The sequence below is a fragment of the Roseovarius sp. A-2 genome (assembly GCF_002072155.1).
In the GTDB taxonomy this organism is placed as follows: domain Bacteria; phylum Pseudomonadota; class Alphaproteobacteria; order Rhodobacterales; family Rhodobacteraceae; genus Roseovarius.
Genome location: NZ_BDIY01000009.1, coordinates 58707 through 85628, shown reverse-complemented (window position 1 = coordinate 85628; position 26922 = coordinate 58707). Strand labels below are relative to the sequence as shown.

Annotated in this window: 24 protein-coding genes; 13 read left to right on the top strand and 11 right to left on the bottom strand. The window is 63.8% G+C overall.

Annotated features, from left to right (window positions below; genetic code table 11):
• The first annotated feature begins 71 nt into the window (after positions 1-71).
• From mtgA to tdh, 7 genes are read left to right on the top strand one after another with little or no spacing between them, the layout of a single operon-like run.
• Positions 72-791 carry a monofunctional biosynthetic peptidoglycan transglycosylase gene (mtgA, locus tag BHD06_RS12185; RefSeq protein ID WP_080457280.1) on the top strand — a complete coding sequence of 240 codons (720 nt, stop codon included), beginning with the start codon at positions 72-74 and terminating at the stop codon, positions 789-791.
• Between the two features lie 58 nt (positions 792-849).
• On the top strand, positions 850-1515 hold the full coding sequence (locus BHD06_RS12180; RefSeq protein WP_080457279.1) for a glutathione S-transferase family protein: 666 nt from the start codon (positions 850-852) through the stop codon (positions 1513-1515).
• A gap of 60 nt (positions 1516-1575) precedes the next feature.
• Positions 1576-2628: a tRNA epoxyqueuosine(34) reductase QueG gene (gene queG, locus BHD06_RS12175; protein WP_080457278.1), complete on the top strand. Its 1053-nt coding sequence runs from the start codon at positions 1576-1578 to the stop codon at positions 2626-2628.
• Between the two features lie 50 nt (positions 2629-2678).
• The gene (locus BHD06_RS12170; RefSeq protein WP_080457277.1) at positions 2679-4679 is read left to right on the top strand and encodes a hydantoinase/oxoprolinase N-terminal domain-containing protein; all 2001 of its coding nucleotides are present in this window, start codon (positions 2679-2681) and stop codon (positions 4677-4679) included.
• A gap of 53 nt (positions 4680-4732) precedes the next feature.
• Positions 4733-5929, top strand: a complete 1197-nt coding sequence (locus BHD06_RS12165) for a glycine C-acetyltransferase (protein ID WP_080457276.1) — start codon at positions 4733-4735, stop codon at positions 5927-5929.
• Complete coding sequence (locus BHD06_RS12160) at positions 5926-6861, top strand: PLP-dependent cysteine synthase family protein (protein ID WP_080457275.1); 936 nt, start codon at positions 5926-5928, stop codon at positions 6859-6861. The genes BHD06_RS12165 and BHD06_RS12160 overlap by 4 nt, the downstream gene beginning before the upstream one ends.
• Position 6862: 1 nt before the next feature.
• Positions 6863-7885, top strand: a complete 1023-nt coding sequence (tdh, locus tag BHD06_RS12155) for an L-threonine 3-dehydrogenase (RefSeq protein WP_217805668.1) — start codon at positions 6863-6865, stop codon at positions 7883-7885.
• Positions 7886-7889: 4 nt separating this feature from the next.
• Here tdh and BHD06_RS12150 read toward each other — a convergent pair whose 3' ends face one another.
• The gene (locus BHD06_RS12150; RefSeq protein ID WP_376764851.1) at positions 7890-8516 is read right to left on the bottom strand and encodes a transglycosylase SLT domain-containing protein; all 627 of its coding nucleotides are present in this window, start codon (positions 8514-8516) and stop codon (positions 7890-7892) included.
• On the opposite strand from BHD06_RS12150, the gene BHD06_RS12145 reads away from it, so the two are divergent.
• Positions 8487-9341, top strand: coding sequence for an SDR family oxidoreductase (locus BHD06_RS12145; RefSeq protein ID WP_080457337.1), 855 nt, complete (start codon positions 8487-8489; stop codon positions 9339-9341). The genes BHD06_RS12150 and BHD06_RS12145 overlap by 30 nt on opposite strands.
• A gap of 106 nt (positions 9342-9447) precedes the next feature.
• Here the strand turns inward: BHD06_RS12145 and groL are convergent, their stop codons facing one another.
• Entirely contained in the window at positions 9448-11091 is a 1644-nt protein-coding gene (gene groL, locus BHD06_RS12140) for a chaperonin GroEL (RefSeq protein ID WP_080457273.1), read from the bottom strand.
• Between the two features lie 51 nt (positions 11092-11142).
• A complete protein-coding gene (groES, locus tag BHD06_RS12135; protein ID WP_050660995.1) occupies positions 11143-11454 on the bottom strand; it encodes a co-chaperone GroES in 312 nt (103 codons plus the stop codon).
• Positions 11455-11972: 518 nt separating this feature from the next.
• Here groES and BHD06_RS12130 point away from each other — a divergent pair.
• Positions 11973-12893 carry a manganese-dependent inorganic pyrophosphatase gene (locus tag BHD06_RS12130; protein WP_080457272.1) on the top strand — a complete coding sequence of 307 codons (921 nt, stop codon included), beginning with the start codon at positions 11973-11975 and terminating at the stop codon, positions 12891-12893.
• A gap of 72 nt (positions 12894-12965) precedes the next feature.
• Here the strand turns inward: BHD06_RS12130 and ccrA are convergent, their stop codons facing one another.
• Positions 12966-14255 (bottom strand): crotonyl-CoA carboxylase/reductase, encoded by a 1290-nt coding sequence (ccrA, locus tag BHD06_RS12125; RefSeq protein WP_080457271.1) that lies wholly within the window; start codon positions 14253-14255, stop codon positions 12966-12968.
• A gap of 135 nt (positions 14256-14390) precedes the next feature.
• Positions 14391-15761, bottom strand: coding sequence for a 1-acyl-sn-glycerol-3-phosphate acyltransferase (locus BHD06_RS12120; RefSeq protein WP_080457270.1), 1371 nt, complete (start codon positions 15759-15761; stop codon positions 14391-14393).
• Positions 15762-16001: 240 nt separating this feature from the next.
• Between BHD06_RS12120 and BHD06_RS12115 the strand changes: the two genes are divergently transcribed.
• Positions 16002-18002 (top strand): protein meaA, encoded by a 2001-nt coding sequence (locus tag BHD06_RS12115; RefSeq protein ID WP_080457269.1) that lies wholly within the window; start codon positions 16002-16004, stop codon positions 18000-18002.
• 19 nt (positions 18003-18021) lie between these two features.
• Here the strand turns inward: BHD06_RS12115 and BHD06_RS23760 are convergent, their stop codons facing one another.
• Positions 18022-18408 (bottom strand): DUF4168 domain-containing protein, encoded by a 387-nt coding sequence (locus tag BHD06_RS23760; protein ID WP_176214341.1) that lies wholly within the window; start codon positions 18406-18408, stop codon positions 18022-18024.
• A gap of 187 nt (positions 18409-18595) precedes the next feature.
• On the opposite strand from BHD06_RS23760, the gene BHD06_RS12105 reads away from it, so the two are divergent.
• The gene (locus tag BHD06_RS12105; protein ID WP_080457267.1) at positions 18596-19036 is read left to right on the top strand and encodes a GNAT family N-acetyltransferase; all 441 of its coding nucleotides are present in this window, start codon (positions 18596-18598) and stop codon (positions 19034-19036) included.
• Between the two features lie 19 nt (positions 19037-19055).
• Here the strand turns inward: BHD06_RS12105 and mbfA are convergent, their stop codons facing one another.
• A complete protein-coding gene (mbfA, locus tag BHD06_RS12100) occupies positions 19056-20033 on the bottom strand; it encodes an iron exporter MbfA (protein WP_080457266.1) in 978 nt (325 codons plus the stop codon).
• A 166-nt stretch (positions 20034-20199) separates the two neighbouring features.
• On the opposite strand from mbfA, the gene BHD06_RS23755 reads away from it, so the two are divergent.
• Together BHD06_RS23755 and BHD06_RS12095 are read left to right on the top strand one after the other, a co-directional pair.
• A complete protein-coding gene (locus BHD06_RS23755; RefSeq protein ID WP_176214338.1) occupies positions 20200-20358 on the top strand; it encodes a hypothetical protein in 159 nt (52 codons plus the stop codon).
• Between the two features lie 111 nt (positions 20359-20469).
• The gene (locus tag BHD06_RS12095) at positions 20470-21087 is read left to right on the top strand and encodes a TetR/AcrR family transcriptional regulator (protein ID WP_080457265.1); all 618 of its coding nucleotides are present in this window, start codon (positions 20470-20472) and stop codon (positions 21085-21087) included.
• Here BHD06_RS12095 and BHD06_RS12090 read toward each other — a convergent pair.
• The 4 genes from BHD06_RS12090 to BHD06_RS12075 all read right to left on the bottom strand — a co-directional run bounded on the left by BHD06_RS12090 (position 21075) and on the right by BHD06_RS12075 (position 26883).
• Positions 21075-22697 (bottom strand): GMC family oxidoreductase, encoded by a 1623-nt coding sequence (locus BHD06_RS12090; protein WP_080457264.1) that lies wholly within the window; start codon positions 22695-22697, stop codon positions 21075-21077. The two genes, BHD06_RS12095 and BHD06_RS12090, sit on opposite strands and share 13 nt — an antisense overlap.
• Positions 22698-22800: 103 nt before the next feature.
• Positions 22801-23991: an ABC transporter permease gene (locus BHD06_RS12085; RefSeq protein ID WP_376764850.1), complete on the bottom strand. Its 1191-nt coding sequence runs from the start codon at positions 23989-23991 to the stop codon at positions 22801-22803.
• Between the two features lie 3 nt (positions 23992-23994).
• Complete coding sequence (locus BHD06_RS12080; protein ID WP_080457262.1) at positions 23995-25662, bottom strand: ABC transporter permease; 1668 nt, start codon at positions 25660-25662, stop codon at positions 23995-23997.
• 105 nt (positions 25663-25767) lie between these two features.
• Positions 25768-26883 carry an extracellular solute-binding protein gene (locus BHD06_RS12075; protein ID WP_080457261.1) on the bottom strand — a complete coding sequence of 372 codons (1116 nt, stop codon included), beginning with the start codon at positions 26881-26883 and terminating at the stop codon, positions 25768-25770.
• Between the last annotated feature and the right edge of the window lie 39 nt (positions 26884-26922).

Sequence of the window (26922 nt, the reverse complement as noted above, 5' to 3'; positions counted from 1 at the left end):
CTTTTCAAGAAAACGGGCGTGTGTGTGTCAAACCTGTTTTGCCGCATGGATTGGACGGCTATAGCTGGGCCATGGCACGGGCGCGCACATCCTCTCGCTCCTCAAAGCGGGCACGCATCCGACCGCTGCGCTGGCTGCGGCGGTGGGTGGCGTATTACGTGCTGCTATCGGCGCTGATCGTGGTCGGTTTGATCGCGGCCCATCGGGTGCTGGAGCCGCCGCGCACCTATTTCATGGGGCAGGAAGAGCGGCGGCTGGGGCAGATCCGCCGTGACTGGGTGCCGATGGCGCGGATCGCGCCGGTGATGGCACGCTCGCTGGTGGCGGCGGAGGATGCCAATTTCTGCCAGCACTGGGGCTTTGACATGGGGGCGATTCGCACCGCGATTGCCGAAGGATCCGGGCGCGGAGCCTCGACGCTGAGCCAGCAGGTGGTGAAGAATGTCTATCTCTGGCACGGGCGCAACTGGGCGCGCAAGGCACTGGAGGCGGTGATGACCCCGGTGGTCGAGACGCTGTGGCCGAAGCGGCGGATCGTCGAGGTCTATCTCAACGTGGCCGAGTTCGACGAGGGCGTGTTCGGTGTAGAGGCCGCGGCGCGGCGCTATTTCGACGTGAGCGCTGCCGATCTGAGCGCGGTGCAGGCCGCAAGGCTGGCTGCTGTGCTGCCCAACCCCAAGGATCGTTCCGCAAAATCGCCGAGTGCCGCGTTGCGCAATCGCGCCGCCAGCATCATGGACGGGGCGGCGACGATTGACCGGGACGGGCGTGCGGCCTGTTTCGAGGATTGAAAATCACCCGCAAAGGGGGCATGGAGGGGCGGTTCCCGTTTCCCGAGGTAGTCTGACGATGGCCAAGCTCTATCACGTCCCGCTTTCCCCGTTCTGTCGCAAGGTCCGGCTGAGCCTTGCGGAGAAGAAAATCGAATGCGAACTGGCCGAGGAACGCTATTGGGAACAGGACCCGGATTTCCTGCGCCGTAATCCGGCGGGCAAGGTGCCGGTGCTGAAGATCGATGGCAGGACCATGGCCGAAAGCGCGGCGATCTGCGAATATCTGGAAGAGAAATATCCCGAACCGGCGCTGATGCCGAAAGGCGCCGAGTCGCGTTACGAGGTGCGGCGGCTGGTGGCGTGGTTCGATGACAAGTTTCATCACGAGGTGACCTCGAAACTGCTTTACGAGCGGGTCAACAAGAAGGTGATGAAGCAGGGCTTTCCCGACAGTCGGAACGTCAAGGACGGGGCGCGGGCGATCAAGTATCACCTCGATTACATGGCGTGGCTGCTGGATCACCGGCGCTGGCTGGCGGGGGATGTGATGACGCTGGCGGATTTCGCGGCGGCCGCGCATCTGTCGGCGCTGGATTATATCAGTGATGTGGACTGGCATCGCAGCGAGGCGGTCAAGGACTGGTATGCCAAGATCAAGTCGCGCCCGGCGTTCCGGGGGATTCTGGCGGATCAGGTTTCGGGATTTCCGCCGCCGGCGCATTATGCCGATCTGGACTTCTAGTTCAGGGGCGCTGCCCCTCTTGGCCTTTGGCCAATTCACCCGGGAGTATTTGCCGGAACAATGAAAGATCAGCTGAAACAGAGACTGATGGCGCAGGCACGGGCCGAGGGGTTCGACGCCTGTCGGCTGTGTCGTCCGTGGGATGTGGGCCACGTGCCGGAGCGGCTGGCGGCGTTTTTGGAGCGGGGCTATCACGGGCAGATGGGCTGGCTGGAGGCGCGCGCCCATTGGCGGGGTGCGCCGCAGCTGCTCTGGCCCGAGGCGCGCACGGTGATCGTACTGGGCGAGAGTTATACGCCCGAAGAGGATCCGCTGGCGGGGCTGGCGCGGCGGGAGTGTGGCAATGTCTCGGTTTATGCGCGAAACAGGGATTATCACGATACGGTCAAGAAGCGGCTGAAGCGGCTGGCGCGTTGGCTGATTGCCGAGGGCGGTGGCGAGGTTAAGGTGTTTGTCGATACCGCCCCCGTGCCCGAAAAGCCGCTGGGCGAAGCGGCCGGGCTCGGCTGGCAAGGCAAGCATACCAACCTGGTGAGCCGGGACCTGGGCAGCTGGTTCTTTATCGGGTCGGTGTTCACAACGCTGGACTTAGAGACTGATACGGCGGAAGTGGATCATTGCGGGTCTTGCCGGGCCTGTCTGGATATTTGTCCGACCGATGCCTTTCCAGCCCCCTATCAACTGGATGCGCGGCGTTGCATTTCCTATCTCACGATCGAGCATAAAGGGCCGGTCGATGAGGCGCTGCGGCCCATGTTGGGTAATCGGATCTATGGCTGTGACGATTGTCTGGCGGTCTGTCCGTGGAACAAGTTCGCGGCGGAGGCGCGGGAGGTGAAGTATCACGCGCGCGCGGATCTGGTGGTGCCAAAGCTGGCGGAGTTGGCAAGCCTGGACGATTCCGGTTTTCGGGCGCGGTTTTCGGGCAGTCCGATCAAGCGGATCGGGCACGAGCGGTTGTTGCGCAACGTGCTCTATGCGATTGGCAATTCGGGGGATATGTCGTTGCGCGCGGTGGCGCGCGGGCATTGCGAGGATACCGATTCGACGGTGGCGGATGCGGCGCGTTGGGCGGTCAAACGACTGGATCGTGACGCAAACGGGATGGCATAGCGCGCGAAAGCCGCTACACCGTTGGCAAGGCGGAACGGGAGTGCGGACGCATGGCAGTAGCACTGGGCGTGGACACGGGCGGCACCTATACGGATGCCGTGCTCATCCGGGATGAGCGCGAGGTGGTGGCTGGTGCCAAGGCGCTGACCACGCGGCAGGATCTGGCGGTGGGGATTGGTGCTGCGGTGGAGGCGGTGCTGGCCGAGAGCGATTTGGATGTGGCCGAGATCGGGCTGGCGTCACTGTCGACGACGCTGGCCACCAATGCGCTGGTCGAGGGGCAGGGCGGGCGCGCCGGGCTGGTCTATATCGGGTTTCGCGCGGCGGATTTGCAGGCGCATGGGCTGGCCGAAGCGCTGGGCGGTGATCCGGCCCTGGTGATCGCGGGGGGGCATAACCATGCCGGGGGCGAGGCTGCAGCACTGGATCGAGATGCGCTTTTGGCGTGGTTGGAGACTGATCCCGGCGCGTCTGCCTATGCGGTGGCGTCGCTGTTCGCCACCCGCAACCCTGCGCATGAGCTGGAGGCGGCGGAGATGATCCGCGAGCTCACCGGCAAGCCGGTGAGCCTGTCGCATCATCTGTCGGCCAAGCTCAATGGGCCGAAGCGGGCGCTGACGGCGCTCTTGAACGCGCGGTTGATCGCGATGATCGCGCGGTTGATTGATCGGGCAGAGGGCAAGTTGCGCGATCTGGGCATCTCCGCGCCGTTGATGGTGGTGCGCGGCGACGGGGCCCTGATCAGTGCCGATCAGGCGCGCGAACGGCCGATCGAGACGATCCTGAGCGGTCCTGCGGCGAGCATCGTGGGGGCGCGCTGGATGACCGGGGCGGATCATGCGCTGGTGTCGGATATCGGCGGTACGACGACCGATGTGGCGGTGTTGACCGACGGGCGGCCTGCGATTGATCCGCAAGGCGCGCGGGTGGGGCCGTGGCGCACCATGGTCGAGGCAGTGGCGATGCGCACCTTCGGCCTTGGCGGTGACAGCGAGGTGCATGTGAGCGATGCCGGGCTGCAGGGCGGTGTGATCCTGGGCCCGCGCCGGGTTGTGCCGGTGAGCCTGATTGCGATGGAGGCGGGCGCGGCGGTGCATACCGCGCTGGAGGATCAGTTGCGCGCGAGCGCGCCCGGCGAGCATGACGCGCGGTTCGTGAGAGCGGTGCCGGGGATCGAGGCCGGGGGGCTGGGCGAGCGCGAAATGGTACTTTTGGGCCGGATCAGGGACGATGTTCTGCCTGTGGGTAAGGTGCTGCACTCGCGGATGGACAATGCGGCGCTGGCGCGGCTGGTGCGGCGCGGGCTGGTGCAGGTGGCGGGGGTCACGCCGTCGGATGCAAGCCATGTTCTGGGGCGGCAGGCGGGCTGGGACAGCGAGGCGGCGCGCATGGCGCTGGACCTGGTGGCACGCAAGCGGACGGGATCAGGCAACCGACTGGCGGAAGGGCCGGAGGTGCTGGCGCGGATGATCGTGGACCGGCTGACGCATCAGACGAGCTTGGCCTTGTTAGAGACTGCTTTTGCCGAGGATGACATGGAATTCGGTCTGCCGCCCGAGGTTTTGGCGGGGCATGTGCTGATGCAGAAGGGGCTGGACCGGCATCACGGGCTGGTGCGGCTTGATGCCGGGTTGGGCGTGCCGGTGGTTGGGCTGGGGGCCTCGGCGGCGTGCTATTACCCGGCGGTGGGGGAGCGGCTGGGCTGCGGGATGATCCTGCCCGAGCATGCCGGGGTTGCCAATGCCATCGGTGCTGTCGTGGGGCGGGTGACGATCCGGCGCGGCGGCACGGTCACCTCGCCATCCGAGGGTAAATACCGTGTGCATCTGGAGAGTGGGCCGGAGGATTATGCGGCCTCTGACGCGGCGATGGCGGCGCTGGAGGCGGCACTGCGCGTGGAGGCGCGCGCCGAGGCCGAGGCGGCGGGGGCGGTGGATATCCATGTCACCGCCGCGCGCCACGTCAAAGAGGCGCAGGCCGAGGCACGGCGGGTGTTTCTGGAAGCGGAGATTGTGGTAGAGGCAAGTGGACGGCCACGGATTGCCGTCTGAAAGAGGCGGCGCACGCCCCGGAGGATTTCGGGAACGGTGAATTGGAGGGGATCATGACGGCACGGGATCGGTTTGATGCGGATATGGCCGGGCGGCTGGATGGGCTGCGGGAGGACGGGCTTTACAAGACTGAGCGGGTGATCGCCTCGATGCAATCCGGCGAGGTGCGGCTTGCGGGTGGGGCTGAGGTGGTGAACCTTTGCGCCAACAATTACCTTGGGCTGGCGGATGACCGCCAAGTGATCGCGGCGGCGCATGACGCGCTCGACCGCTACGGGTTCGGCATGGCGAGCGTCCGGTTCATCTGCGGCACGCAGGAAGAGCATAAGGCGCTGGAGGCGCGGATTGCCGGGTTTTTGGGGCAAGAGGATGCGATCCTCTATGCTGCCGCGTTTGATGCCAATACCGGTTTGTTCGAGACGATATTGGGGCCGGAGGATGCGATTATCTCGGATGCGCTCAACCATGCGAGCATCATCGACGGGGTGCGGCTATGCAAGGCGCAGCGGTATCGCTACGGCAATCGCGACATGGCGGATCTGGAGCGGTGTTTGCAGGAGGCGACGGGGGCGCGACATCGACTGATCGCCACTGACGGCGTGTTCTCGATGGATGGGTATTACGCGCCCCTGGATGAGATCTGTGACCTGGCGGAGCGGTATGACGCCATGGTGATGGTGGATGATTGCCATGCCACGGGGTTCGTGGGTGCAACAGGGCGTGGCACGCCTGAGCATTTCGGGGTGATGGACCGGGTGGATATCCTGACCGGCACGCTGGGCAAGGCGCTGGGCGGGGCCTCGGGCGGGTATACGGCGGCCTCGGCGCGGGTTGTGGACTGGTTGAGGCAACGCTCGCGGCCTTATCTCTTTTCCAACACGCTGGCACCGGTGATTGCAGGCGCGTCGCTCAAGGTCTTTGATATGCTGGAGGACGGCGCGGTGCTGCGGGCGCGACTGTGGGAGAATGCGGCGTATTTTCGGGAGCGGATGGGCGCGCTGGGGTTTGAGTTGCTGCCCGGTGAGCACGCGATCATCCCGGTGATGCTGCGCGACCCGAAACTGGCGCAGGCGATGGCAGCCAAGCTGAACGCGCGGGGCGTCTACGTGACGGCGTTTTCCTTCCCGGTGGTGCCGAAGGGACAGGACCGGATCCGCACGCAGATGAGTGCCGCGCTGAACCGCGACATGCTGGACCGAGCGATTGATGCTTTTGAGTCGGTCGGGCGCGAGTTGGGGGTCATTGCATGACGCCGCTGCCGTCGGTGATCGAGGCGATTGGCGACACGCCGCTGGTCGAGTTACGCCGGATCAGTGCCGCTTTGGGTCTGGACGGCTGTCTGCTGGCCAAGCTCGATTATCTTACCCCCGGGTTTTCCAAGAAGGACCGTGCGGCGCGGGCGATCATCGAGGCGGCGCGCGCGAGCGGCGAGTTGAGCGACGGGCAGGTGGTGGTCGAACTGACCTCGGGCAACATGGGCACCGGGCTGGCGATTGTCTGTGCGGTGCTGGGGCATCCCTTTGTCGCGGTGATGAGCGTTGGCAATTCCGAGGAGCGGGCGCGGATGATGCGCGGCCTTGGCGCGGAGGTGGTGCTGGTTCGCCAAGCCGAGGGCGCAAAGCCCGGCGAGGTGTCGGGGGCGGATCTGGCGCTGGTCGAGGAGGCGGCGCGGCGGATCACGACGGACCGTGCCGCGTTTCGGGCGGATCAGTTCGCGCGAGAGGGCAACCCCGAAGCGCACGCGCGCGGCACCGCGCCCGAAATCTGGGAGCAGTCGGGCCATACGGTGACGGCGTTCTGCGATTTCGTCGGCTCTGGCGGCACTATCGGCGGCGCGGCGCGGTTCTTTGCGCCGCTTGGCGTGCGCTGTTACGCGGTGCATCCTGATCGGGCGGATCATCCGATACAGGGCGGTGGATACTCGATGCCGGACCTCACGCACCTGCGCGGGGTCGATCTGGCGGGGGATGTGACGATCACGGGAGCCGAGGCGGCGGAGCATGCGCGGCTGCTGGCCCGGACCGAGGGAATTTTTGGCGGTTACTCTGCCGGGGCCAATCTGGCGGCGGCGATCGGGCTGTTGCGGGGGCCGGAGCGGGGTGGCTGTGTCACCTTCGTGGTTTGCGACAGTGGTTTGAAATATCTGAGCACCGATTTGTGGAGGCAGGGCAATGCGGAATGAGATGAAGGCGCTGGTCAAGGCGCGCCCCGAGCCGGGGCTGTGGATGGAATACGTCCCGGTGCCCGAGCCGGGGCCGACGGATGTGCTGATCAAGGTGAAGAAATCTGCGATTTGCGGCACCGATGTGCATATCTGGAAATGGGATGAATTCAGCGCCAAGACGGTGCCGGTGCCGATGGTGGTTGGGCATGAATTCGTCGGCGAGATCGTCGATTGCGGGGCTGCGGCGGTGAAATACCAGATCGGGCAGCGCGTTTCGGGCGAGGGGCATATCGTCTGTGGGGCGTGCCGCAACTGCCGCGCGGGGCGGGGGCATCTGTGCCGCAATACCAAGGGTGTGGGGGTGAACCGGCCCGGAAGTTTTGCCGAATATGTCTGTATTCCCGAAATGAACGTGGTGCCTATTCCCGAGGACATCCCCGACGAGGTCGCGGCGATTTTTGATCCCTTCGGCAATGCGGTGCATACCGCGCTGAGTTTCGATCTGGTGGGGGAGGATGTGCTGGTAACAGGTGCCGGACCGATCGGGATCATGGGCGCGCTGGTGGCGCAGAAGGCGGGGGCGCGCAAGGTGGTGATCACCGATATCAACCCTTACCGGCTCGATCTGGCGCGCCGGATGGGGGTGCAGCATGTGGTCGATGTGGGCAATCGGCAGTTGCGCGACGTGATGGACGAGATCGGTATGACCGAGGGGTTCGACGTAGGGCTGGAGATGTCGGGGGCCTCGGCGGCGATGCAGCAGATGATCGCGCGGATGAACAATGGCGGGAAGGTCGCGCTCTTGGGCATTGCCCCTACGGAATTCGCGGTGGATTGGAACGCGGTGATCTTCAAGATGCTGCATATCAAGGGTATCTACGGCCGCGAGATGTTCGAGACCTGGTACAAGATGATAGCACTTGTGCAGTCCGGTCTCGATGTGCGCGGGCTGATCACCCACCGGATCGGGATCGACGATTTCGAGGCCGGGTTTGCCGCGATGATCTCGGGCAATTCCGGCAAGGTGGTGATGGATTGGTGAGGCGTCAGGCCGGGCGCAGACCGGTCTCGACCAGCAGCCCCTTGCGCTTGGCCTCGTAGTAATAGCCGCGCGCGTACCAGCCGATGGCCTCATCCGGGTCACCGTCGGCCACCAGATAGGCGCCGCGCAGGTATTTGAGGCCGTATTTCAGGTTGGTTTCAGCATCCAGCAACGCCTCGGGCGGGCCGCGATGGCCCATGGTGTGCGCGGTCTGTGGCAGGATTTGCAAGAGGCCGTAATACGGCCCGTTGCGCGCCCAGGGGCGGTGCGAGCTCTCGCGGATCGCAAGCCGGTGCACGAGGCGGCGCGGCAGCTCGTAGTGATCGGCGTAGCGGTTGATCAGGTGGCGCAGCTCCGGTGTCTCGTTGGGATGAAGCGGCAGCTCGGAGGGGGCGCTGCGGCTGACCTCCTGCGGTGTGGCGCAGGCGGCGAGCGGGGCTGCGAGGAGGAGGCCGAGGACAAGGCGGCGCGTGGGAGGGGGCATGGCGGCTCCGGTATGGGTTTGCGAGAACAATGCCTGCGCGCGCCGCGCCATACCAGAGGCTTCACCCGACACCGGCGAAACCTTGCCATTCCGGATGGCGCGCGCCATGTAATGGGCATGAACAAGGTTCTTTTCTCCTTCGGCCACGGCTATTGCGCCCGCGCCCTCGCTGCGCGGCTCTTGCCGCAGGGCTGGCGCATCTATGGCACCACCCGCGATGCCGACAAGGCAGAGGTCTTGCGCGCTGAGGGGGTCATCCCGGTTCTGTGGGATGGGGACGATCTGACAGCCGCCCTGCACGAGGCCACCCATCTGCTGAGTTCCGCAGGCCCGTCCGAGGCGGGTGACCCGGTTCTGGCGCGCTGGCGCGAGGAGATCGCCGCCATCGCGCAGCACCTCACATGGGCCGGATACCTCTCGACCACCGGGGTCTATGGCGATCATCAGGGGGGATGGGTGAATGAGGACACGCCCCTCACCCCCTCCACCAAGCGCGGCCAACTGCGCGTCAAGGCCGAGGCCGAATGGCAGGCGATCCCCGGCCTGCCGCTGCATATCTTTCGCCTTGCGGGCATTTACGGCCCCGGGCGCGGCCCGTTTGAAAAGGTGCGGCAGGGCAACGCGCGGCGCATCATAAAGTCGGGGCAGGTGTTCAGCCGCATCCATGTCGACGATATCGCGCAGGCGCTGGAGGCTTCGTTCACCTCGCCGTCTCCCGGCAGCGCCTACAACATCTGCGATGACGACCCGGCCCCGCCGCAGGACGTCATCGCCCATGCTGCCGAATTGCTGGGCGTGGCCGTGCCCGAAGCGATCCCCTTCGAGGATGCCGAAATGAGCCCGATGGCGCGCTCCTTTTACGCGGAATCGAAACGTGTCTCGAACCGACGGATCAAGGAGGATCTGGGCCTACGCCTGATCCATCCCGATTATCGCCACGGGTTGCGCGCACTTCTGGCCGAAGAAGGCTGACGCCACCTCTTCATCTTTCCAGAAATACTCAAAACCACGACCTTCAACGCAAAAGGGCCGCGCACCGCGCGACCCTTTCCTTGGCTGTAAAGGCCGGGGGGATGATTTACATCATGCCGCCCATGCCGCCCATGTCGGGCATGCCGCCGCCGCTAGCGGCGCCTTCTTTCTGGGGCTTGTCAGCCACCATCGCCTCGGTGGTGATCAGCAGGCCAGCGATCGAGGAGGCATCCTCGAGCGCGGTGCGGACAACCTTGGCCGGGTCGATCACGCCGAACTTGAACATGTCGCCATATTCGTCGGTCTGCGCGTTGTAGCCGAACTTGAGATCTTCGCTCTCGCGGATCTTGCCCGCAACGACCGAACCATCGACACCGGCATTCTCGGCGATCTGGCGCAGCGGCGCTTCGAGCGCGCGACGCACGATCATGATGCCCGCGTTCTGGTCGCTGTTGTCGCCGGTCAGACCTTCGAGCGACTTGGCACCCTGCACGAGGCTGACACCGCCGCCGACGACGATACCTTCCTGCACGGCAGCCCGGGTGGCGTTCAGCGCGTCATCGACGCGGTCCTTGCGCTCTTTCACCTCGGTTTCGGTCATGCCGCCAACGCGGATCACGGCCACACCACCGGCCAGCTTGGCCACACGTTCCTGCAGCTTTTCGCGGTCGTAATCCGAGGTGGTGTCCTCGATCTGCTGACGGATCTGCGCGACACGTGCTTCGATTTCCGCCTTCTCGCCATGGCCGTCCACGATGGTGGTTTCGTCCTTGGTGATGTTGACGGTCTTGGCGCTGCCCAGCATATCCATGGTCACGGATTCAAGCTTCATGCCCAGATCTTCCGAGATCACCTGACCACCGGTCAGGATCGCGATATCCTGCAGCATGGCCTTGCGACGGTCGCCAAAGCCCGGTGCCTTGACAGCCGCGATCTTGAGGCCGCCGCGCAGCTTGTTCACCACGAGAGTTGCGAGGGCTTCGCCTTCGACGTCTTCGGCAATGATCAGCAGCGGCTTCTGGCTCTGGATCACCTGCTCGAGCAGCGGCACCATCGGCTGGAGGCTCGAGAGTTTCTTCTCGTGCAGCAGGATGAGGCAGTCATCAAGCTCGGCGATCATCTTGTCGGAGTTGGTCACGAAATAGGGGCTCAGATAGCCGCGGTCGAACTGCATGCCCTCGACCACGTCGGTCTCGGTCTCGAGGCCCTTGTTCTCTTCGACGGTGATCACACCCTCGTTGCCGACCTTCTGCATCGCATCCGCGATCTGACGGCCGATTTCGACTTCGCCATTGGCCGAGATCGTGCCGACCTGAGCAACTTCGTCGGAGTTTTCGACCTTGCGAGCCGCAGCCTTGATGTGCTCGACGACCTTGGTGGTCGCGAGATCGATGCCGCGCTTGAGATCCATCGGGTTCATGCCAGCGGATACGGCCTTGACGCCCTCTTTCACGATGGCCTGGGCCAGCACGGTGGCGGTGGTGGTGCCGTCGCCGGCCTCGTCATTGGTGCGGCTGGCGACTTCTTTCACCATCTGCGCGCCCATGTTCTCGAACTTGTCTTCCAGCTCGATTTCTTTGGCGACAGACACACCGTCCTTGGTGATGCGCGGCGAGCCGAAGCTCTTTTCCAGCACCACGTTGCGGCCCTTGGGGCCGAGCGTTACCTTGACCGCGTCGGCCAGGGTGTTGACGCCGCGCAGCATGCGGTTGCGGGCGTCGGTATCAAATCGTACGTCTTTAGCAGCCATGTTCGGATACTCCTGATATCTTGTTGTTCCGGGTCAGACGAATCGCGGCGTTCAGGCGGCCTTGGCGGCCTGATCAGCGTCGATGATGCCCAGAATGTCGCTTTCTTTCATGATCAGCAGCTCTTCGCCGTCGATCGTGACTTCGGTCCCGGACCATTTGCCGAACAGAATGGTGTCGCCAGCCTTCACGGCCATCTCGATCAGCTCGCCATTGTCCTTGCGCGCGCCGTCACCGACGGAAACCACCTGGCCCTGCTGGGGCTTTTCCTTGGCGGTCTCGGGGATGATCAGGCCCCCGGCGGTTTTCTCTTCGCTTTCAACGCGGCGGACAAGCACGCGGTCATGCAGCGGTTTAAATGCCATCTCTGAGGCTCCTTGGCTCAAAGTTACTCCCTATTGATCCCTACTCGGGGATCGTTAGCACTCCCCTTGGGTCAGTGCTAACGGCGCATAGGTAGGGATCGCGCATAGCCGAGTCAACACCCATGGGCGCGAAAATCCTCACCATCGGATCAAGGCGTTCAATTTCGCCCGTGCCCGAGCTGTAATCCAAGGTCGGGATCTGGTCTGGAAGCGGACTTTCGCATCTGGCACCAATGCGCGGAATCGAGGTGCCGCAGGCACCGCCGCGCAGTGGTCATGCCCGAGGCATGCCTGTGGCATGACCCGCCCTACCTGCTGTGATCGACTCGCCTGTGCCTCTCTGCCCGTCATCCTCTGGCTTGACCAGTGGATCTCCGCCGCCAGAGACCCTCGGATCAAATCCGAGGGTGACGGCGGAGCGCCTCGATTGCCGCAGTGCAGCATCAATGGGTGACAAACCTCGCGCGCACGCCTATAAGGCGCGCCGAAGCCTTTCACGATCATTAAGGACACGCATCATGACCACCCTTGTTTTCGGCCACAAATCCCCCGACACCGATTCCACCGGATCGCCCATCCTCTGGGCGTGGTATCTCAACGAGTTGAAAGGCGGCGACGCCGAGGCCGTCCTGCTGGGCGAGCCGAACACCGAAGCCGCCTTCCTGCTGACCAAATGGGACCTGCCCAAGCCGCGCATCATCTCGAATGTCGAGGACGGTCAGGCTTGCGTCGTGGTGGACACCAACAACCCGGCTGAACTGCCCGCCAATATCAACGGCGCCGACGTGCAGGCGATCATCGACCATCACAAGCTGGTCGGCGGCCTGGAAACCAAGGGTCCGATCGACATCACCATCCGCCCGCTCGCGTGCACCGCGACGATCATGGTCGACCTGATGGGCGACGATGCCGCGAAGATGCCCGACTGGGCCAAGGGCGCGGCACTGACCTGCATCCTCAGCGACACGCTGGAATTCCGCTCGCCCACCACGACCGACCATGACCGCGCCGTGGCCGAGCGCCTCGCCGCCGATCTCGGGATTTCAATCCCCGATTATGCCGCCGAGATGTTTGCCGCGAAATCCGACGTGTCGGCCTTTTCCGACGCCGAACTGCTGCGAATGGATTCCAAGGAATACGCGGTCGGCGGCAAGAAATTCCGCGTCAGCGTGCTTGAGACGACCGCCCCCGCCACTGTGCTCGACCGCAAGACGAGCCTGATGGACAGCATGACCACCGTCGCTGCCGAGGATGGCGTCGATCAGGTGCTCTTGTTCGTGGTGGATATCCTGAATGAAGAGGCGACGCTGCTGGTGCCGAACGATCTGGTCAAGACCTTGGCCGAGAAAAGCTTTGGCGCGAGCGTGGCGGGCGATGCCGTGGTGCTGCCCGGCGTGATGTCCCGCAAAAAGCAGATCATCCCCAATCTCGCGCTCTGAGGTCAGAACGACCCACAAAAAAGGCCCGCGGTGGACACCTCCCGCGGGCCTTTTCATTGGCGGTGGGGATGCTTAGCCCCGACCGGCCTCGATCACGTCCTCGACCGTGCGCAGCCCGGTGCGCGGGGCCTGAACCAGCACCGCCATATTTCCGGGCTTGTGTTCGTTGTTCAGCATCTTGGTATGCGCCTGCGGAATCTCGTTCCAAGGGAACACCTCGGACATGCAGGGATCGAGCCGCCGCTCGACCATCAGCTTGTTGGCCGCCGCCGCCTGCTTGAGATGGGCGAAGTGGCTGCCTTGCAGGCGCTTCTGGTGCATCCACATGTAGCGCACGTCGAAGGTGCAGTTGAACCCGCTGGTGCCCGCACAGATCACCACCATGCCGCCCTTCTTGCACACGAGCGACGAAACTGGAAAGGTCGCCTCGCCGGGATGCTCGAACACCATGTCGACGCTGACGCCCTTGCCGGTGATGTCCCAGATTGCCTTGCCGAATTTCCGCGCTTCCTTGAGCCATTCATTGTATTCCGGCGTGTTCACCTTGGGCAGCTGACCCCAGCAGTTGAACTCCTTGCGATTGATGACGCCCTTGGCACCCTGGTCCAGAACGAACTGCCGCTTGCTCTCGTCCGAGATGACGCCGATGGCATTTGCCCCGGCGGTATTGGCAAGTTGGATCGCATAGGAGCCGAGGCCACCCGAGGCACCCCACACGAGCACGTTCTGCCCCGGCTTGAGGTCATGCGGCGCGTGACCGAAGAGCATCCGGTAGGCGGTGGCGAGCGTCAGCGTGTAGCAGGCACTTTCCTCCCATGTCAGGTGCTTGGGGCGCGGCATCAACTGCTGCGCCTGCACGCGGGTGAATTGCGAGAACGAGCCGTCCGGCGTCTCGTAACCCCAGATCCGCTGCGTGGGCGAGAACATCGGGTCGCCGCCGTTGCACTCTTCGTCGTCGCCATCGTCTTGATTGCAATGGATCACTACCTCGTCGCCGACCTTCCAGCGCTTGACCTTCTCGCCCACTTTCCAGACGATGCCCGCCGCGTCGGATCCGGCGATGTGATAGTCCGCGCCGTGGCCGTCAAACGGGCTGATCGGCTGCCCGAGACCAGCCCAGACGCCGTTATAGTTGACGCCCGCCGCCATCACCAGAACCAGCACCTCGTGGCTGTCGATCTCCCATGTATCGACCACCTCTTGCTGGAATGAGGTTTCCGGCTCGCCATGCCGTTCGCGGCGGATCGCCCAGGCATACATATGCTTGGGCACATAGCCGAGCGGGGGCATTTCACCGACCTCGTAAAGGTCCTTTTCCGGTGCGTCATAGGGCGCGATGCCCGTTTCGTTATCCAAAGCCATGCTAGCCTCCTGTGATCTCTGCCGCAGCGCAGAATCGCGGCGCTCTGACCTTGGGGTACTGAGGAATAAGTAATATTGCAATAGCTGTGGTTCGATTTTTGTAATTTTATGACCGAGCGAGTGCAGAAAAATCGCTCAATCCGCGCTGCACCCGCGAAAAAGATGGGCGATTGAGGACGCATAATACGTCAGCAGTGGGCGCTCGGTCTCGTTGACAACGAACGCTCCGTGATGCTCCCTGATCATCCCCCGCTTGCGCAGCACCGTGAGCCCGAACCGGATCGCGTATTCCAGATCGTCGCGCGGCAGGTGCAGATGGGCGCGCGGTGCCGCCGCCAGCATCTCCGCCACGCGGGCATCTAGCGCCGCGCGGCTCAGCGGCTCTTTGGCCAGCAACAGCGCGCGCGCCACCAGCGGCACCGGCAGCACCGGCACCTCGGCCCCGATCCGCGTCATCAGCGCCTGCGCCAGCCCCTCGACCCCGCCCGCCGGGTGATCCGCCTGATAGGCCCGCAGCGACATCGGCGCGCCAAAACTGACGGCGGCATATCCGTGTCGGTGGTATTTGCCCCGCAGCTTGAGCCAGCCCTGATGCAGAATGAACCGCGCGATCACGCTGATCCGTGCCGGAAAGCGCCGCCCGCCCGCCTGATCTGCGGCGACCAGCAGCCGATCCTCGAACACCCGGTCGTAATTGAGCGCCACGGGGACAAAGACCACATCGCGCGCGTCAGGTTCGCGCTCCTCGACAAGATATTTCAGCAGCCCCAAGCGCGGTTCCTGCAAGCCGCCATTCAGGCTCAGCCCGCCCTCGGGGAACAACGCCTGAGTGACGCCGCCATCGGTGGCCATGCCTACATAGCGCGCCAGCACCCGGCGATAGAGCGCGCCGCGCGATTTGCGGCGGATAAAGTAGGCCCCCATAGCCTTGATCAGTCGGCTGAGCGGCCACACCCGCGCCCATTCCCCCACAGCGTAAGAGAGCGCCGAGCGTTCGGCGGCGAGCCACGTGACCAGAACGTAATCCATGTTGGAGCGATGGTTCATCACGAAGACCACCGTCGCGTCGCGGTCGATGCCGGTCAGCGTCTTGTCGAAATGCCCGAGCCGCACGCGGTAGAGCGCGCGGCTGAGCCATTTGGCAAGCTTGATTGCGATGCCGAAATAGGCTGTAGCCGAAAAACTCGGCACGATCTCGCGCGCATAGCCTTTGGCCTGCTCGAACGCCACGTTCTCGGGGATGCCTTCCTTGCGGGCATGCTCGGCGATGGCGCGGCTGATCTCGGGGTCATAGATCAGGCGCTGGATCATGTCATAGCGGCGCGCCAGCTTGAACGGCTCGATGGGTCTCTCCAGCCGCTCGTTGAGCCGAGCAACGGCGCGCTCCATCCGGCGGCGAAAGAACCAGCGGACGGAGGGGAAGAGGAAATGCGACGCAAATGTCACGCCCGCGAAGGCGATCAACAAGAGTAGCGCCCAGAGGGGCATGTCCACCGTTTGTGTCATTGCGCCAGATAAGCAGGGAACGCAGGCACGGTAAATGGCCCCTCTTCGTCATTCTCTGACTTGATCCGAGGATCTCTGGGCGAGGAGACCCTCGGATCAAGTCAGAGGGTGAGGGGTGAATGAACGAGGGGATAGCCCGGCGCATATGCCGCGATGCAGCGAATTGACAGCGCCAGTTTGTTGCCGTTAAATTGCGACTAACGTAAGAAAATTGCGCAACCTGATTCACGAGGCTCGTACATGACGCAGATGCAGAAAGACACGCAGTTCGGTAAGTCCGATCGCCAAGCCGATCGTCCATGGCTCATCCGTACCTATGCGGGCCATTCGACGGCGCAGGCCTCGAACGCGCTTTACCGCTCGAACCTCGCGCGCGGGCAGACCGGGCTGTCGGTGGCCTTCGATCTGCCGACGCAAACGGGCTATGACAGCGATCACGTGCTGGCGCGGGGCGAGGTCGGCAAGGTCGGCGTGCCGGTCTGTCATCTGGGCGACATGCGCGCGCTCTTCGATCAGATTCCGCTTGATCAGATGAACACCTCGATGACGATCAATGCCACGGCGCCGTGGCTGCTGTCGCTCTATATTGCCGTGGCCGAGGAGCAGGGCGCCGACACCACCGCCCTGCAAGGCACGGTGCAGAACGACCTGATCAAGGAATACCTGTCCCGCGGCACATATATCTGCCCGCCGAAACCCAGCCTGAAGATGATCGGCGACGTGGCCGAATACTGCTACAAGCATGTGCCCAAATGGAACCCGATGAATGTCTGTTCCTACCACCTGCAAGAGGCCGGGGCCACGCCCGAGCAGGAGCTGGCCTTTGCGCTCGCTACCGCCGTGGCGGTGCTGGACGAGTTGCAGCCGCGCGTGCCGGAAGAAGATTTCCCGATCCTCGCCGGGCGGATTTCGTTCTTTGTCAACGCGGGCATCCGGTTCGTCACCGAAATGTGCAAGATGCGCGCCTTTGTCGATCTGTGGGACGAGATTTTGCAAGAGCGCTACGGCGTCGAGGACCCCAAGTTCCGCCGCTTCCGCTACGGCGTGCAGGTCAACTCGCTTGGCCTGACCGAACAGCAACCCGAGAACAACGTCTACCGCATCCTGATCGAGATGCTGGCGGTGACGCTGTCAAAAAAGGCACGTGCGCGGGCGGTGCAGCTACCGGCATGGAACGAGGCGCTCGGCCTGCCGCGCCCCTGGGATCAGCAATGGTCGATGCGGATGCAGCAGATCCTGGCCTATGAGACGGACCTTCTGGAATTCGACGACCTTTTCGAGGGGAACCTGGCGGTGGATGCCAAGGTCGAGGCGCTGAAAGACGGCGCGCGGCATGAATTGGCGGGTCTCGACAGCATGGGCGGCGCGGTCTCGGCCATCGAGTACATGAAATCGCGGCTCGTGGACAGCAATGCCGAGCGGCTTGGCCGGATCGAGCGCAACGAGACGGTGGTTGTCGGCGTGAACAAGTGGCAGGAGGGCGAGCCCTCGCCATTGCAGACCGAGGATGGCGGGATCATGGTGGTCGATCCGGCCGTCGAGGCCGAGCAGATCGGACGGCTGGAGGAGTGGCGGCAGGCACGCGACACAGGCGCGGTCAGGGCGGCGCTTGCGGATTTGCGGGCGGCGGCAGAGGCCGGGGAGAACATCATGCCCGCCTCCATCGCGGCGGCGAAGGCGGGCGTGACGACGGGGGAATGGGCCGAGCAGATGCGCGCCATTCACGGCGAGTATCGCGGGCCCACCGGCGTCTCGCGCAGCCCGTCGAACATGACCGAGGGGCTGGATGAGATCCGCGATGCCGTGGACGCGGTGAGCGACAGCCTCGGGCGGCGCCTGAAATTCCTTGTTGGCAAGCCGGGGCTCGACGGCCATTCCAACGGGGCCGAGCAGATCGCCTTCCGTGCGCGGGATTGCGGGATGGATATCGGCTATGAGGGCATCCGCCTGACGCCCGAACAGGTCGTCAGCGCCGCGCAGGACGAGGGCGCGCATGTGGTCGGGCTGTCGATCCTGTCGGGATCGCACATCCCGCTGATGGAAGACCTGATGGAGCGGATGCGCAACGCGGGGCTTGCCCATGTGCCGGTGATCGTCGGCGGTATCATCCCCGAGGACGATGCCCGCCGGTTGCGCGAAATGGGCGTGGCGCGGGTCTATACGCCCAAGGATTTCGAGCTCAACACCATCATGATGGATATCGTGGCGCTGGCCGATCCGCGCGCGGTGGCGGCGGAGTGATCCGCCGCCACCGCGCGCGTCACTCTTCGCGCAGTTCGGTGATGCGGGCGATGATGCGCTGATTGAGCGTCTCGTCTTCACCGGCGGCGTTGGCAATGGCGATATAGCTGTCGATATCCATATTCTCGACCTCGCCCACAGCGGAGAAGGCGGCCTCGTTCGCCTCTTCCACGAGGTCCTTTTGCGCGGCCTCGTCTGCGGCGGCCTCGATCTGCGGGGTGTATTCGTCGCGCACCTGCTCGACCGCGAGGATCGCTTCGACAAAGGCCTCGACCTGGGTGTCGGAGACGTCTTCGGCCGCGATTTCCGGCACATCTGTCGATTGCGCCTGTTGCGCGGCGAGTGGGGTTGTGAAGGCGAGGGCGGCGGCGCCGAGCAGCGTGGCAAGCTTGGTCTTGAAGGTCAAATCGGTCTCCTGTTGAGTGGTCTGATGTCCTGCGGCGAGCGCGGGACGCCTGCAGCAACGTGGGGGAGCGGGGCGAGGGTGACAACCCGATCGGCGAAAAAATGCCGGGAAGGCGTGCGGATCGGCTCTGGTCTTGCCAGCCCGGGTCGCGCAAGATGGCGCGCGTCGATCACTGAGGAGAGAGACCATGGCGTTGACCGTCCGCCCAATCGAGACCGGCGACAAGCCCGCATGGGCCCCGCTCTGGCGGGCCTATCTGGCATTCTACGAGACCTCCTTGCCCGATGCCATCTATGACGTCACCTTCGACCGGCTGACATCGGCGGCGCATCCCGATCAGAACGGGTTGATCGCCGTGCAGGATGGGGGCGCGGTGGGGCTGGTGCATACCATCTATCATCCGCATAACTGGCGGGTCGAGAAGGTCTGTTACCTGCAGGATCTCTTTGTCGCCCCGGAGGCACGCGGCCTGGGCGTGGGGCGGGCGTTGATCGAGGCGGTCTATGCGCGCGCGGATGTCGATGGTTGCCCGTCGGTCTATTGGCTGACGCAGGACTTCAACGCGCAGGCACGCCAGCTTTACGACCGGGTGGGCACGCTGACGCCGTTCATCAAGTACAGCCGCTAGGGCAGGCGCCACACCACCGCTAGCCGTTGCCGATTAACACGCCTGCGGCAAAGACAAGTGCCCCCCCGAGAACGACCTGGAACGCGGCGCGAAAGAACGGGGTTTCCATGTACTTGTTCTGGATCCAGGCAATCGCCCAAAGCTCTATGAACACGACGACAAAGGCGATGATCGTGGCGGTCCAAAAATCGGGGATGAGATAGGGCAGGGCATGGCCCAACCCGCCCACGGTGGTCATCACGCCCGAGGAGAGCCCCCGCTTGAACGGGCTACCGCGGCCCGAAAGCTCTCCGTCATCGCTGGCAGCCTCGGTGAAGCCCATCGAGATCCCCGCCCCGATGCTGGCTGCCAGACCGACGAGAAAGGTGGTCCAGGTGTCCTGCGTGGCAAAGGCGGTGGCAAAGATAGGGGCCAGCGTCGAAACTGAGCCGTCCATCAGACCGGCAAGGCCCGGTTGCACCCATGTCAACACGAATTGCCGTTTGGCGGTGCGATCCTCGGCATCGCGGGCGTCGTCGCCCAGATGCTGGTGCTGTAACTCCTCGGCGCGGGTCTGGTGGCCCGCCTCGGCGGCGGCAAGATCGCCCAACAGCTTGCGGGTGGCGGCGTCGCTGCTGTGCTGCGCTGCCTTGAGGTAGAAGGCTTCGGCGTCGCGCTCCATCGCCTCGGCCTCGTCGCGGATACGCTCTATCCCGAGATTTTCCACCAGCCAGATCGGGCGGCGGGCATAGAAGCCAGCCACATGTTCGCGGCGGATCAGCGGAATTACCTCACCAAAGCGAGAGCGGTGCAACTCGATCAGGCGTTGGCGGTGGCCGTCTTCCTCGCGCGCCATGCCGTCGAACATGGCGGCGCTGTCGGGATAGTCGGCGCGCAGCATCTCGGCATAGGAGCGGTAGATGCGCGCGTCGTCTTCCTCGGACGAGATCGCGAGGGCGAGGATTTCCTGCTCGGACAGGTCCCTGAAGCGGCGGCGGGAAGAGAAACCGGGAATCATGTTTGGCCTCTAATTAGAATAATTCTAACTTACGCCATGGAGGATGATATTCAACCGGGATTTGCCATGCGAAAAAAGTGAACGGAAGTGTTTAGTTGCATCTTGATAAGTGAACTAAACTGTTTAGATAGAAACTGAACAGATTAGTTCAATTGTGGAGTTGACCATGAAAAAGACCCTAGCCGTCGTCGCCCTGTCGCTGTCGCTTGTCGCGGCCCCCGCGTTGGCCTTCAGCGTGAACACCAGCACGCTCACCCCGACATTGACCTATCCCGACCCCGCACCGCAGCCGGTCACCAAGGATCAGGGCGGGATCGCCAAGTAAACCCTGCCGGGCTGCCGGTCTGGCGGCCCGCACATCCAGCGCGAACGCGGATCTGCTTGCGAACCTCCGCCCGGCCCGACTACACTGTCCGGACCTGTCTGGAGGGGTGGAATGTCGGCACCGGTGGCGGAGATCAAGAAGGGGCGCAAGTTCGATCAAGTGCTTGACGGGGCGCGGCGCATCTTCATGCGGGATGGGTTCGAGGGGGCCAGCGTCGACGAGATCGCGCGTGAGGCGCAGGTCTCGAAGGCGACGCTCTACAGCTATTTCCCGGACAAGCGGCTGCTGTTTTCCGAAGTGGCCCGGATCGAATGCAACCGGCAGGCCGAAGAGGCGCTGCAAGTGATCGGCAAGGGTGCCCCGATCGAGCATGTGCTGCACGAGGCGGCAAACCGGATCGTGCGGTTCTTCATGTCGGATTTCGGCCAGCAGGTGTTTCGCATCTGCGTGTCGGAATCGCACCGCTTTCCAGAGTTGGGCAAGCGATTCTATGCCTCGGGCCCGGCGCTGGTGCGCGAACGCATGAGCAAGGTTCTGACACCCTATGTCGAGGCGGGGGTGCTGCGGATCGAGGACATGGATATGGCCGCCAACCAGTTCAGTGAACTGTGCAAGGGTGATCTCTTCACCCGCTCGCTTTGCGGCATGTGCGGCGAGGTGCGCGAGGCCGATATCGAGCGGGTGGTCAATGGCACGGTCGAGATGTTCCTGGCGCGTTACCGGGCCTGACCTTCGGGCCTGCGCCCGGTCATGTCCCCGGCGATTTTTTCGGCGATCATGACGGTGGGTGCGTTGGTGTTGCCGCCGACAAGGCGCGGCATGATCGAGGCATCCACGACGCGGAGTCCCGCGATACCGTGCACGCGCCCCTGGTGGTCGGCCACCGCCATCGCGTCCCGTCCCATCGCGCAGGTGCCCACCGGGTGATAGATCGTGTCGGCACGCGCGCGGATGTCAGCCTCCAATGCCGCCGCGCTCCCGTCATGCGGATAGAGCCGTTGCTTGCGCCACGTATCGAGCGGCGGGGCGCGCAGGATCTCGTCCATCCGCCGCGCGCCGCGCTTGAGCAGGTCGAGATCGCGCGGATCGCTGAGAAAGGCGGGGTCGATCAGCGGCATGTCTACGGCGCGCGCCGAGCGCAGAGTGACGCGCCCCCGGCTATGGGGCCGCAGCACGCAGACATGGCAGGAATAGCCGGGCCGGACATGCAGCTTGCGCATGTGATCATCCACCACGCCAATCACGAAATGCAATTGCAGATCGGGCCGGTCAAGGCCCGGTTTCGAGCGCAGGAACGCCCCCGCCTCGCCATAGGGGGTGGTGAAATGGCCCTGCCCTGTCTTGCGCCAGTCGAGGCCTGCGCGCGCCATCCGCCACAGCCCCTTTGGGTCTAGGCTGATCACATCATCGTTGATCGACTGTTCCAGCAGGGTGTAATCGAGATGATCCTGAAGGTTCTCGCCCACGCCGGGCAGGTCATGGAGGGGCGTGATCCCATGGGCCTGCAATTCCTCTGCCGGACCGATCCCTGAGAGTTTCAACAGATGCGGCGAGCCGAAGGCGCCGCTGCTGAGGATCACCTCGCGCGTGGCCTGCATCTGTTGCACGCGACCTTTGTGGCGATAGCGCAGGCCGGTGGCGCGCTTGCCGTCGAGGAGCACACGCTCGGCCATGGCATTGCGGATCACGGTCAGGTTTGTGCGCCCGCGTGCGGGAAAGAGATAGGCCGCCGCGACCGAGCAGCGTTCGCCCCGGTGGGGGCCATCGAAATACTGCGTCACCTGAAAAAGACCCGCGCCTTCCTGCCGGGCACCGTTGAAATCGGTGTTGCGGGGGATTTGCAGGCTTTCGCACGCGTCGATGAAGGCCTGCGAAACGGCGCGCGGCGCGTTCTGGTCCGTCACCTGCAACGGGCCGTCCTGCCCGTGCAGATCATCCGACAGGCGGGCGTTGCGCTCGGCCCGGCGGAACCACGGCAGCACGCTATCCCAGTCCCAGCCGTCACAGCCCAGATCGGCCCATTCGTCATAGTCGCGCGCATGCCCGCGCACATAGAGCATGGCGTTGATCGCGCTCGACCCGCCAAGCGCGCGACCGCGCGGCTGATAGCCGCGCCGCCCATTGAGGCCTGGCTGTGGCACCGTCTTGAGCGCCCAGTTGTTGATGCGGGGCCGCCCGGACACCATCGCCGCCATCAGCGCGGGGGCGCGGATCAGGATGTCGCGGCCAGAGCCGCCCGCCTCGATCAGGCAAACCGTGACCGCGGGGTCTTCGCTCAGCCGTGCCGCCAGAACGCAGCCGGCAGAGCCGCCGCCGACGATGATGTAATCATAGCGCATGCGCCCATCCTCCTGCGGCAGAGCCTATGCCGAAAGCCCGCGAACGCAAAAGCCCGACGCAACGTCATGCGCCGGGCCTTGGCTGTGTGTATCGCAGGGCGTCTTAGCCCGGGCTCATCCCGCGCAAACGCTCGGACCGGCGGCGCAGCATTTCAAGCGTGGCGAGAAGGATGATCGAGATTACCACGAGGATTGTTGCCACCGCCAGAATGGTCGGACTAATCTGCTCGCGCAATCCGGTGAACATGCGCCACGGCAGGGTCTGCTGATTGGCCGAGCCGACGAAGAGCACCACCACAACCTCGTCGAACGAGGTGATGAAGGCGAAGAGGCCGCCCGAGATCACGCCGGGCAGGATGAGCGGCATCTGCACCCGGAAGAACGTCGTCACCGGGTCAGCGCCCATATTGGCCGCCGCGCGGGTGAGCGAACGGTCAAAGCCCACCAGCGTGGCCGTCACGGTGATGATCACAAAGGGGATGCCAAGCGCGGCATGCGCCAGCACCACGCCGAAATAGGTGCCTTGCAATCCGATCCGGCTATAGAAGAAATACATCCCCGCCGCCGAGATGATCAGCGGCACGATCATCGGCGAAATCAGGATCGCCATGATCGCGCGGCGGAACGGCACATGCTCGGAACTGAGGCCGATGGCGGCCAGCGTGCCGAAACTGACTGACATAAGCGTCGCCACCGGAGCGATGGCCAGCGAGTTGCGCAGCGCCTGCTGCCAGCCGCTGGAGGTGAAGAAATCATGGTAATGCTTGAGACTGTAGCCCGCCGGATCAAAACGCAGCATTTCCGGCGTGAAGGTAAAGAAGTTCTGCGCGTTGAAGCTGAGCGGCATGACCACGAGGATGGGCGTGATCAGGAAGATGAAGATCGCGCCGCAGAGCACGCGAAAGGCATAATGCCACAGCACCTGACCGCCGGTCAGGTAGGGGGCGAGATTGGCGCGATACCGCCCCTCGCCGATCCAGTAGATGAACCAAGAAAAGAACCACCCAGACAGGACCCCGAGCACAAAGCCCGGCAAGCCCGCCAGCAGGACACCGACAACGGTAAAGAGGACGATGATGCCCCAGCGGACAGGCTTTTCCTTGTTCAGCCCGAGGATCTGCAAGGCGACGAAGCCAAGCGCCATCAGCGCCACCGCGCCGATCACGATGCCCATAAGGCCCGAGCCATGCGCGGTGCCGACAAAAAGCCCGGCAAAGCCGCCCGCCGCACCGATTACCGGCAAAGCGAAGGAGAGCGGTTTCTTTTCGATCGGTGTGAGTGTCATAGCGCTCATGGCTCAGCCCCCCAGCTTCACGTTGTCGATGCCGACAATCTTGTCATAGGCCCAGTAGAGGATCAGAACCACGGCCAGCAGGATCGAGCCGAGCGCCGCCGCCAGACCCCAGTTGAGCGAGGTCGAGATGTGATAGGCGATCCGGTTCGAGATGAAGGTGCCGGTGGTGCCGCCGACGATCTCGGGCGTGATATAGTAACCGATGGCAAGGATGAATACGAGGATCGACCCCGCCCCGATGCCCGGCACCGATTGCGGGAAATAGACCCGCCAGAACGCCGTCCAGTTGGTGGCCCCCAGGGATTTCGCCGCGCGCAGATAGCTGGGCGGGATGGTCTGCATCACCGAATACATCGGCAGGATCATGAAGGGCAGCAGGATATGCGTCATCGCCACGATGGTACCGAACTGGTTGTTGATCATCACCAGACGGCTTTCATCCGCGACGAGGCCCAGCCAGACCAGCGTGTCGTTGATTACCCCCTGTTGTTGCAGCATGATTTTCCACGCGCTGGTACGAACCAGAAGCGAGGTCCAGAATGGCAACAGCACGAGGATCATCAGCAGATTCGCGGTGCGGGCGGGCAGGTTCGCGAGAATCCACGCGACCGGATAGCCCAGTGCGATGCAGCTGCAGGTGATGACCATCGACATGAACATCGTCCGCTTGAAGAGGATGCCATAGATGCGCTCGTCCTCGTCGCGCAGGGCGATGCCCTCGGCGGTCTTTTCCATGTCCACGGCATTGAGGAAATAGCCAGTGGTGTAGGGCGGTGAGTAGGTCTTGATCACCTTCCAATATTCGATACGGTTCCAGTCCTTGTTGGACTCGATGAAGGCCGATTTCATATCGACCTTTGGCATGTCCGTTGCTGCGGCCTGCCGTAGCAAATCGGCGCCGGGGCCGTCGTAGTTGGCCAATGCCGCCGCGGTGCCGGGATCCTCGAGATCGAGCGCAAGCGCGGCATAGACCGCCTCCCACGGCTCTTCTTCGGCGACGACATCCTCATCGACGAAATGAGTGAAGGCGGCAAAGGCGGAATAGGCCCGCGCGGTGTTGGGCAGGATATCGGAGATCGCGGAGCCGGGGACAAAGCCCACATCGCCGCTATAGGTCTCGGTTTCGAGTTGCTCCAGGCGACCGACCTGATTGGACAGCAGGCGCTCGTTACCCTCGACCCCATCGCCGCCCGACATCATGTCATACCAGACCTGCGCCTCTTCGAAGTCGGAGCTGATCTCTTCAAATGCGTCCTGAAAGACCTCGCCCATGTCGTCCACGTCGCGGCCCGTGGTTCGAAAGAGCGACGACACGCCGCTTTCCTCATAGTTCAGGCGGCTGCCCAGCTTGGTGTGCTCCTTGGCCTCGGCGGCGAGGAAGAGATCGAAATACATGGCGCGAAAGACCTGCTCATCCGGCACCGCTTCGCCGTCCCAGTCGCGCAACTCCTCGACCGTCATGGGTACCGTATTGCCGACGATCTGGTTCTCGACGGAACGGAACAGCATGTCCGCAATGGGTGCGATGAACGCGACCAGCACGAAGATCAGCAATGGCGCGATCAATGCGAGCGCCCGTATCTTCTGCGCGCGCAGGGCGCGTCTCAGGCTACGCTTTAGCGGTGTGCCGTCTGCGGCAAGCACCGGGCCGGTGTCGGTGGTATCGCTCATGTCATTCCCGTCGAACAAATTTGATTATTGAACCCTGGGTCTTGCGCCCGGTGGTCAGGTGTCGAAGGGGGCCGCGCGGGCCCCCTTCGGATCGTATCGCCGCGCTTATTGCGCCAGCCACGCCTGGAACTTGGCGTCCAGATCATCGCGGTTATCCGCCCACCACTCGTAGTCGTAGATGTGGACGTTGGTCGCGTTGGCCGGATCGGTCGGCATATGCGGGGCCATGTCGATGCCCAGCTCCGCATGCTTGCCCACCAGCGGTGCGGACGAGTCGCGCGCCGGACCGTAGGAGATGTAGGCGGCCTGATCGGCCAGACGCTGCGTGTCGGTCGCAAACTTCAAGAAGTCCAAGACGCGGGCCAGACGATCTTCGGGCAGACCGGCGGGAACGATCCAGCCGTCGAGATCGAATGACTGCAGGTCCCACATCATGCCGATCGGCTGATCCTGCTCGGCGATGGCCGAGAACAGACGCCCGTTATAAGTCGAGCCAATGAAGACCTCGCCATCGGCCAGAAGCTGCGGGGTTTCCGCACCAGCGGACCACCAGACAACCTGATCCTTGATCGTGTCCAGCTTGGCGAGCGCGCGATCCACGCCTTCGTCGGTGCTCAGGACGTCGTAGAGCTCGTCCTTGGCGACACCGTCGCAGTAGAGCGCCCACTCCATGTTGTCGATCGGACGTTTTTGCAGTGACCGCTTGCCGGGATAGGTTTCCAGGTCGAACACGTCACAGATGCTGTCGGGCGCATCGACGCCTTCGGGCACCATGTCGGTGCGATAGCCGAAGGTGGTCGAATAGACGATCTGCGGCACGAAGCAATCGCTGACGATCAGGTCGCCAAAGTCGTCGCTGGCGTCGGTGCCATCGGGCGCGGCGGCCAGAACCTCGTCGTGATCGAGCTCCATCGCGAGGCCCTCGTCACACAGGCGCATCGCATCAGAGGCCACCGCATCGACCAGATCCCAAGTGACGTTGCCGGCCTCGGTCATGGCGCGCAGCTTGGCCACGGCCTCGGCCGAGCTTTCGTCCCAGGTAACGCTGACGCCGGGATTGGCGGCAAGATAGGGCTCGACATAGGCTTTCTGCTGGCTGTCCTGATAGGCTCCGCCCCAGGAAACGAGCGTCATGCTGTCAGCCATGTCCTGCGCGGTGGCGGACGCGCCTGCTGCAACGGTCAGTGCCGTTGTCGCAAGCAGGGTTTTCGTGAGTCTCATGAATAGTCTCCCAATTTCATTTCCCGTTTTTTGGTGAAT

Bases quoted from the DNA above. Each gene is read 5' to 3' on its own strand.
- BHD06_RS12095 (WP_080457265.1), top strand. From the start codon at position 20,470: ATGTCGGCACCGGTGGCGGAGATCAAGAAGGGGCGCAAGTTCGATCAA.
- BHD06_RS12145 (WP_080457337.1), top strand. From the start codon at position 8,487: ATGAACAAGGTTCTTTTCTCCTTCGGCCACGGCTATTGCGCCCGCGCC.
- BHD06_RS12130 (WP_080457272.1), top strand. From the start codon at position 11,973: ATGACCACCCTTGTTTTCGGCCACAAATCCCCCGACACCGATTCCACC.
- BHD06_RS23755 (WP_176214338.1), top strand. From the start codon at position 20,200: ATGAAAAAGACCCTAGCCGTCGTCGCCCTGTCGCTGTCGCTTGTCGCG.
- BHD06_RS12170 (WP_080457277.1), top strand. From the start codon at position 2,679: ATGGCAGTAGCACTGGGCGTGGACACGGGCGGCACCTATACGGATGCC.
- BHD06_RS12165 (WP_080457276.1), top strand. From the start codon at position 4,733: ATGACGGCACGGGATCGGTTTGATGCGGATATGGCCGGGCGGCTGGAT.
- ccrA (WP_080457271.1), bottom strand. From the start codon at position 14,255: ATGGCTTTGGATAACGAAACGGGCATCGCGCCCTATGACGCACCGGAA.
- BHD06_RS12115 (WP_080457269.1), top strand. From the start codon at position 16,002: ATGACGCAGATGCAGAAAGACACGCAGTTCGGTAAGTCCGATCGCCAA.
- queG (WP_080457278.1), top strand. From the start codon at position 1,576: ATGAAAGATCAGCTGAAACAGAGACTGATGGCGCAGGCACGGGCCGAG.
- mbfA (WP_080457266.1), bottom strand. From the start codon at position 20,033: ATGATTCCCGGTTTCTCTTCCCGCCGCCGCTTCAGGGACCTGTCCGAG.
- BHD06_RS12180 (WP_080457279.1), top strand. From the start codon at position 850: ATGGCCAAGCTCTATCACGTCCCGCTTTCCCCGTTCTGTCGCAAGGTC.
- BHD06_RS12160 (WP_080457275.1), top strand. From the start codon at position 5,926: ATGACGCCGCTGCCGTCGGTGATCGAGGCGATTGGCGACACGCCGCTG.
- BHD06_RS12075 (WP_080457261.1), bottom strand. From the start codon at position 26,883: ATGAGACTCACGAAAACCCTGCTTGCGACAACGGCACTGACCGTTGCA.
- BHD06_RS12090 (WP_080457264.1), bottom strand. From the start codon at position 22,697: ATGCGCTATGATTACATCATCGTCGGCGGCGGCTCTGCCGGCTGCGTT.
- tdh (WP_217805668.1), top strand. From the start codon at position 6,863: ATGAAGGCGCTGGTCAAGGCGCGCCCCGAGCCGGGGCTGTGGATGGAA.
- BHD06_RS12120 (WP_080457270.1), bottom strand. From the start codon at position 15,761: ATGACACAAACGGTGGACATGCCCCTCTGGGCGCTACTCTTGTTGATC.
- BHD06_RS12080 (WP_080457262.1), bottom strand. From the start codon at position 25,662: ATGAGCGATACCACCGACACCGGCCCGGTGCTTGCCGCAGACGGCACA.
- BHD06_RS12085 (WP_376764850.1), bottom strand. From the start codon at position 23,991: ATGAGCGCTATGACACTCACACCGATCGAAAAGAAACCGCTCTCCTTC.
- groES (WP_050660995.1), bottom strand. From the start codon at position 11,454: ATGGCATTTAAACCGCTGCATGACCGCGTGCTTGTCCGCCGCGTTGAA.
- mtgA (WP_080457280.1), top strand. From the start codon at position 72: ATGGCACGGGCGCGCACATCCTCTCGCTCCTCAAAGCGGGCACGCATC.
- BHD06_RS12105 (WP_080457267.1), top strand. From the start codon at position 18,596: ATGGCGTTGACCGTCCGCCCAATCGAGACCGGCGACAAGCCCGCATGG.
- groL (WP_080457273.1), bottom strand. From the start codon at position 11,091: ATGGCTGCTAAAGACGTACGATTTGATACCGACGCCCGCAACCGCATG.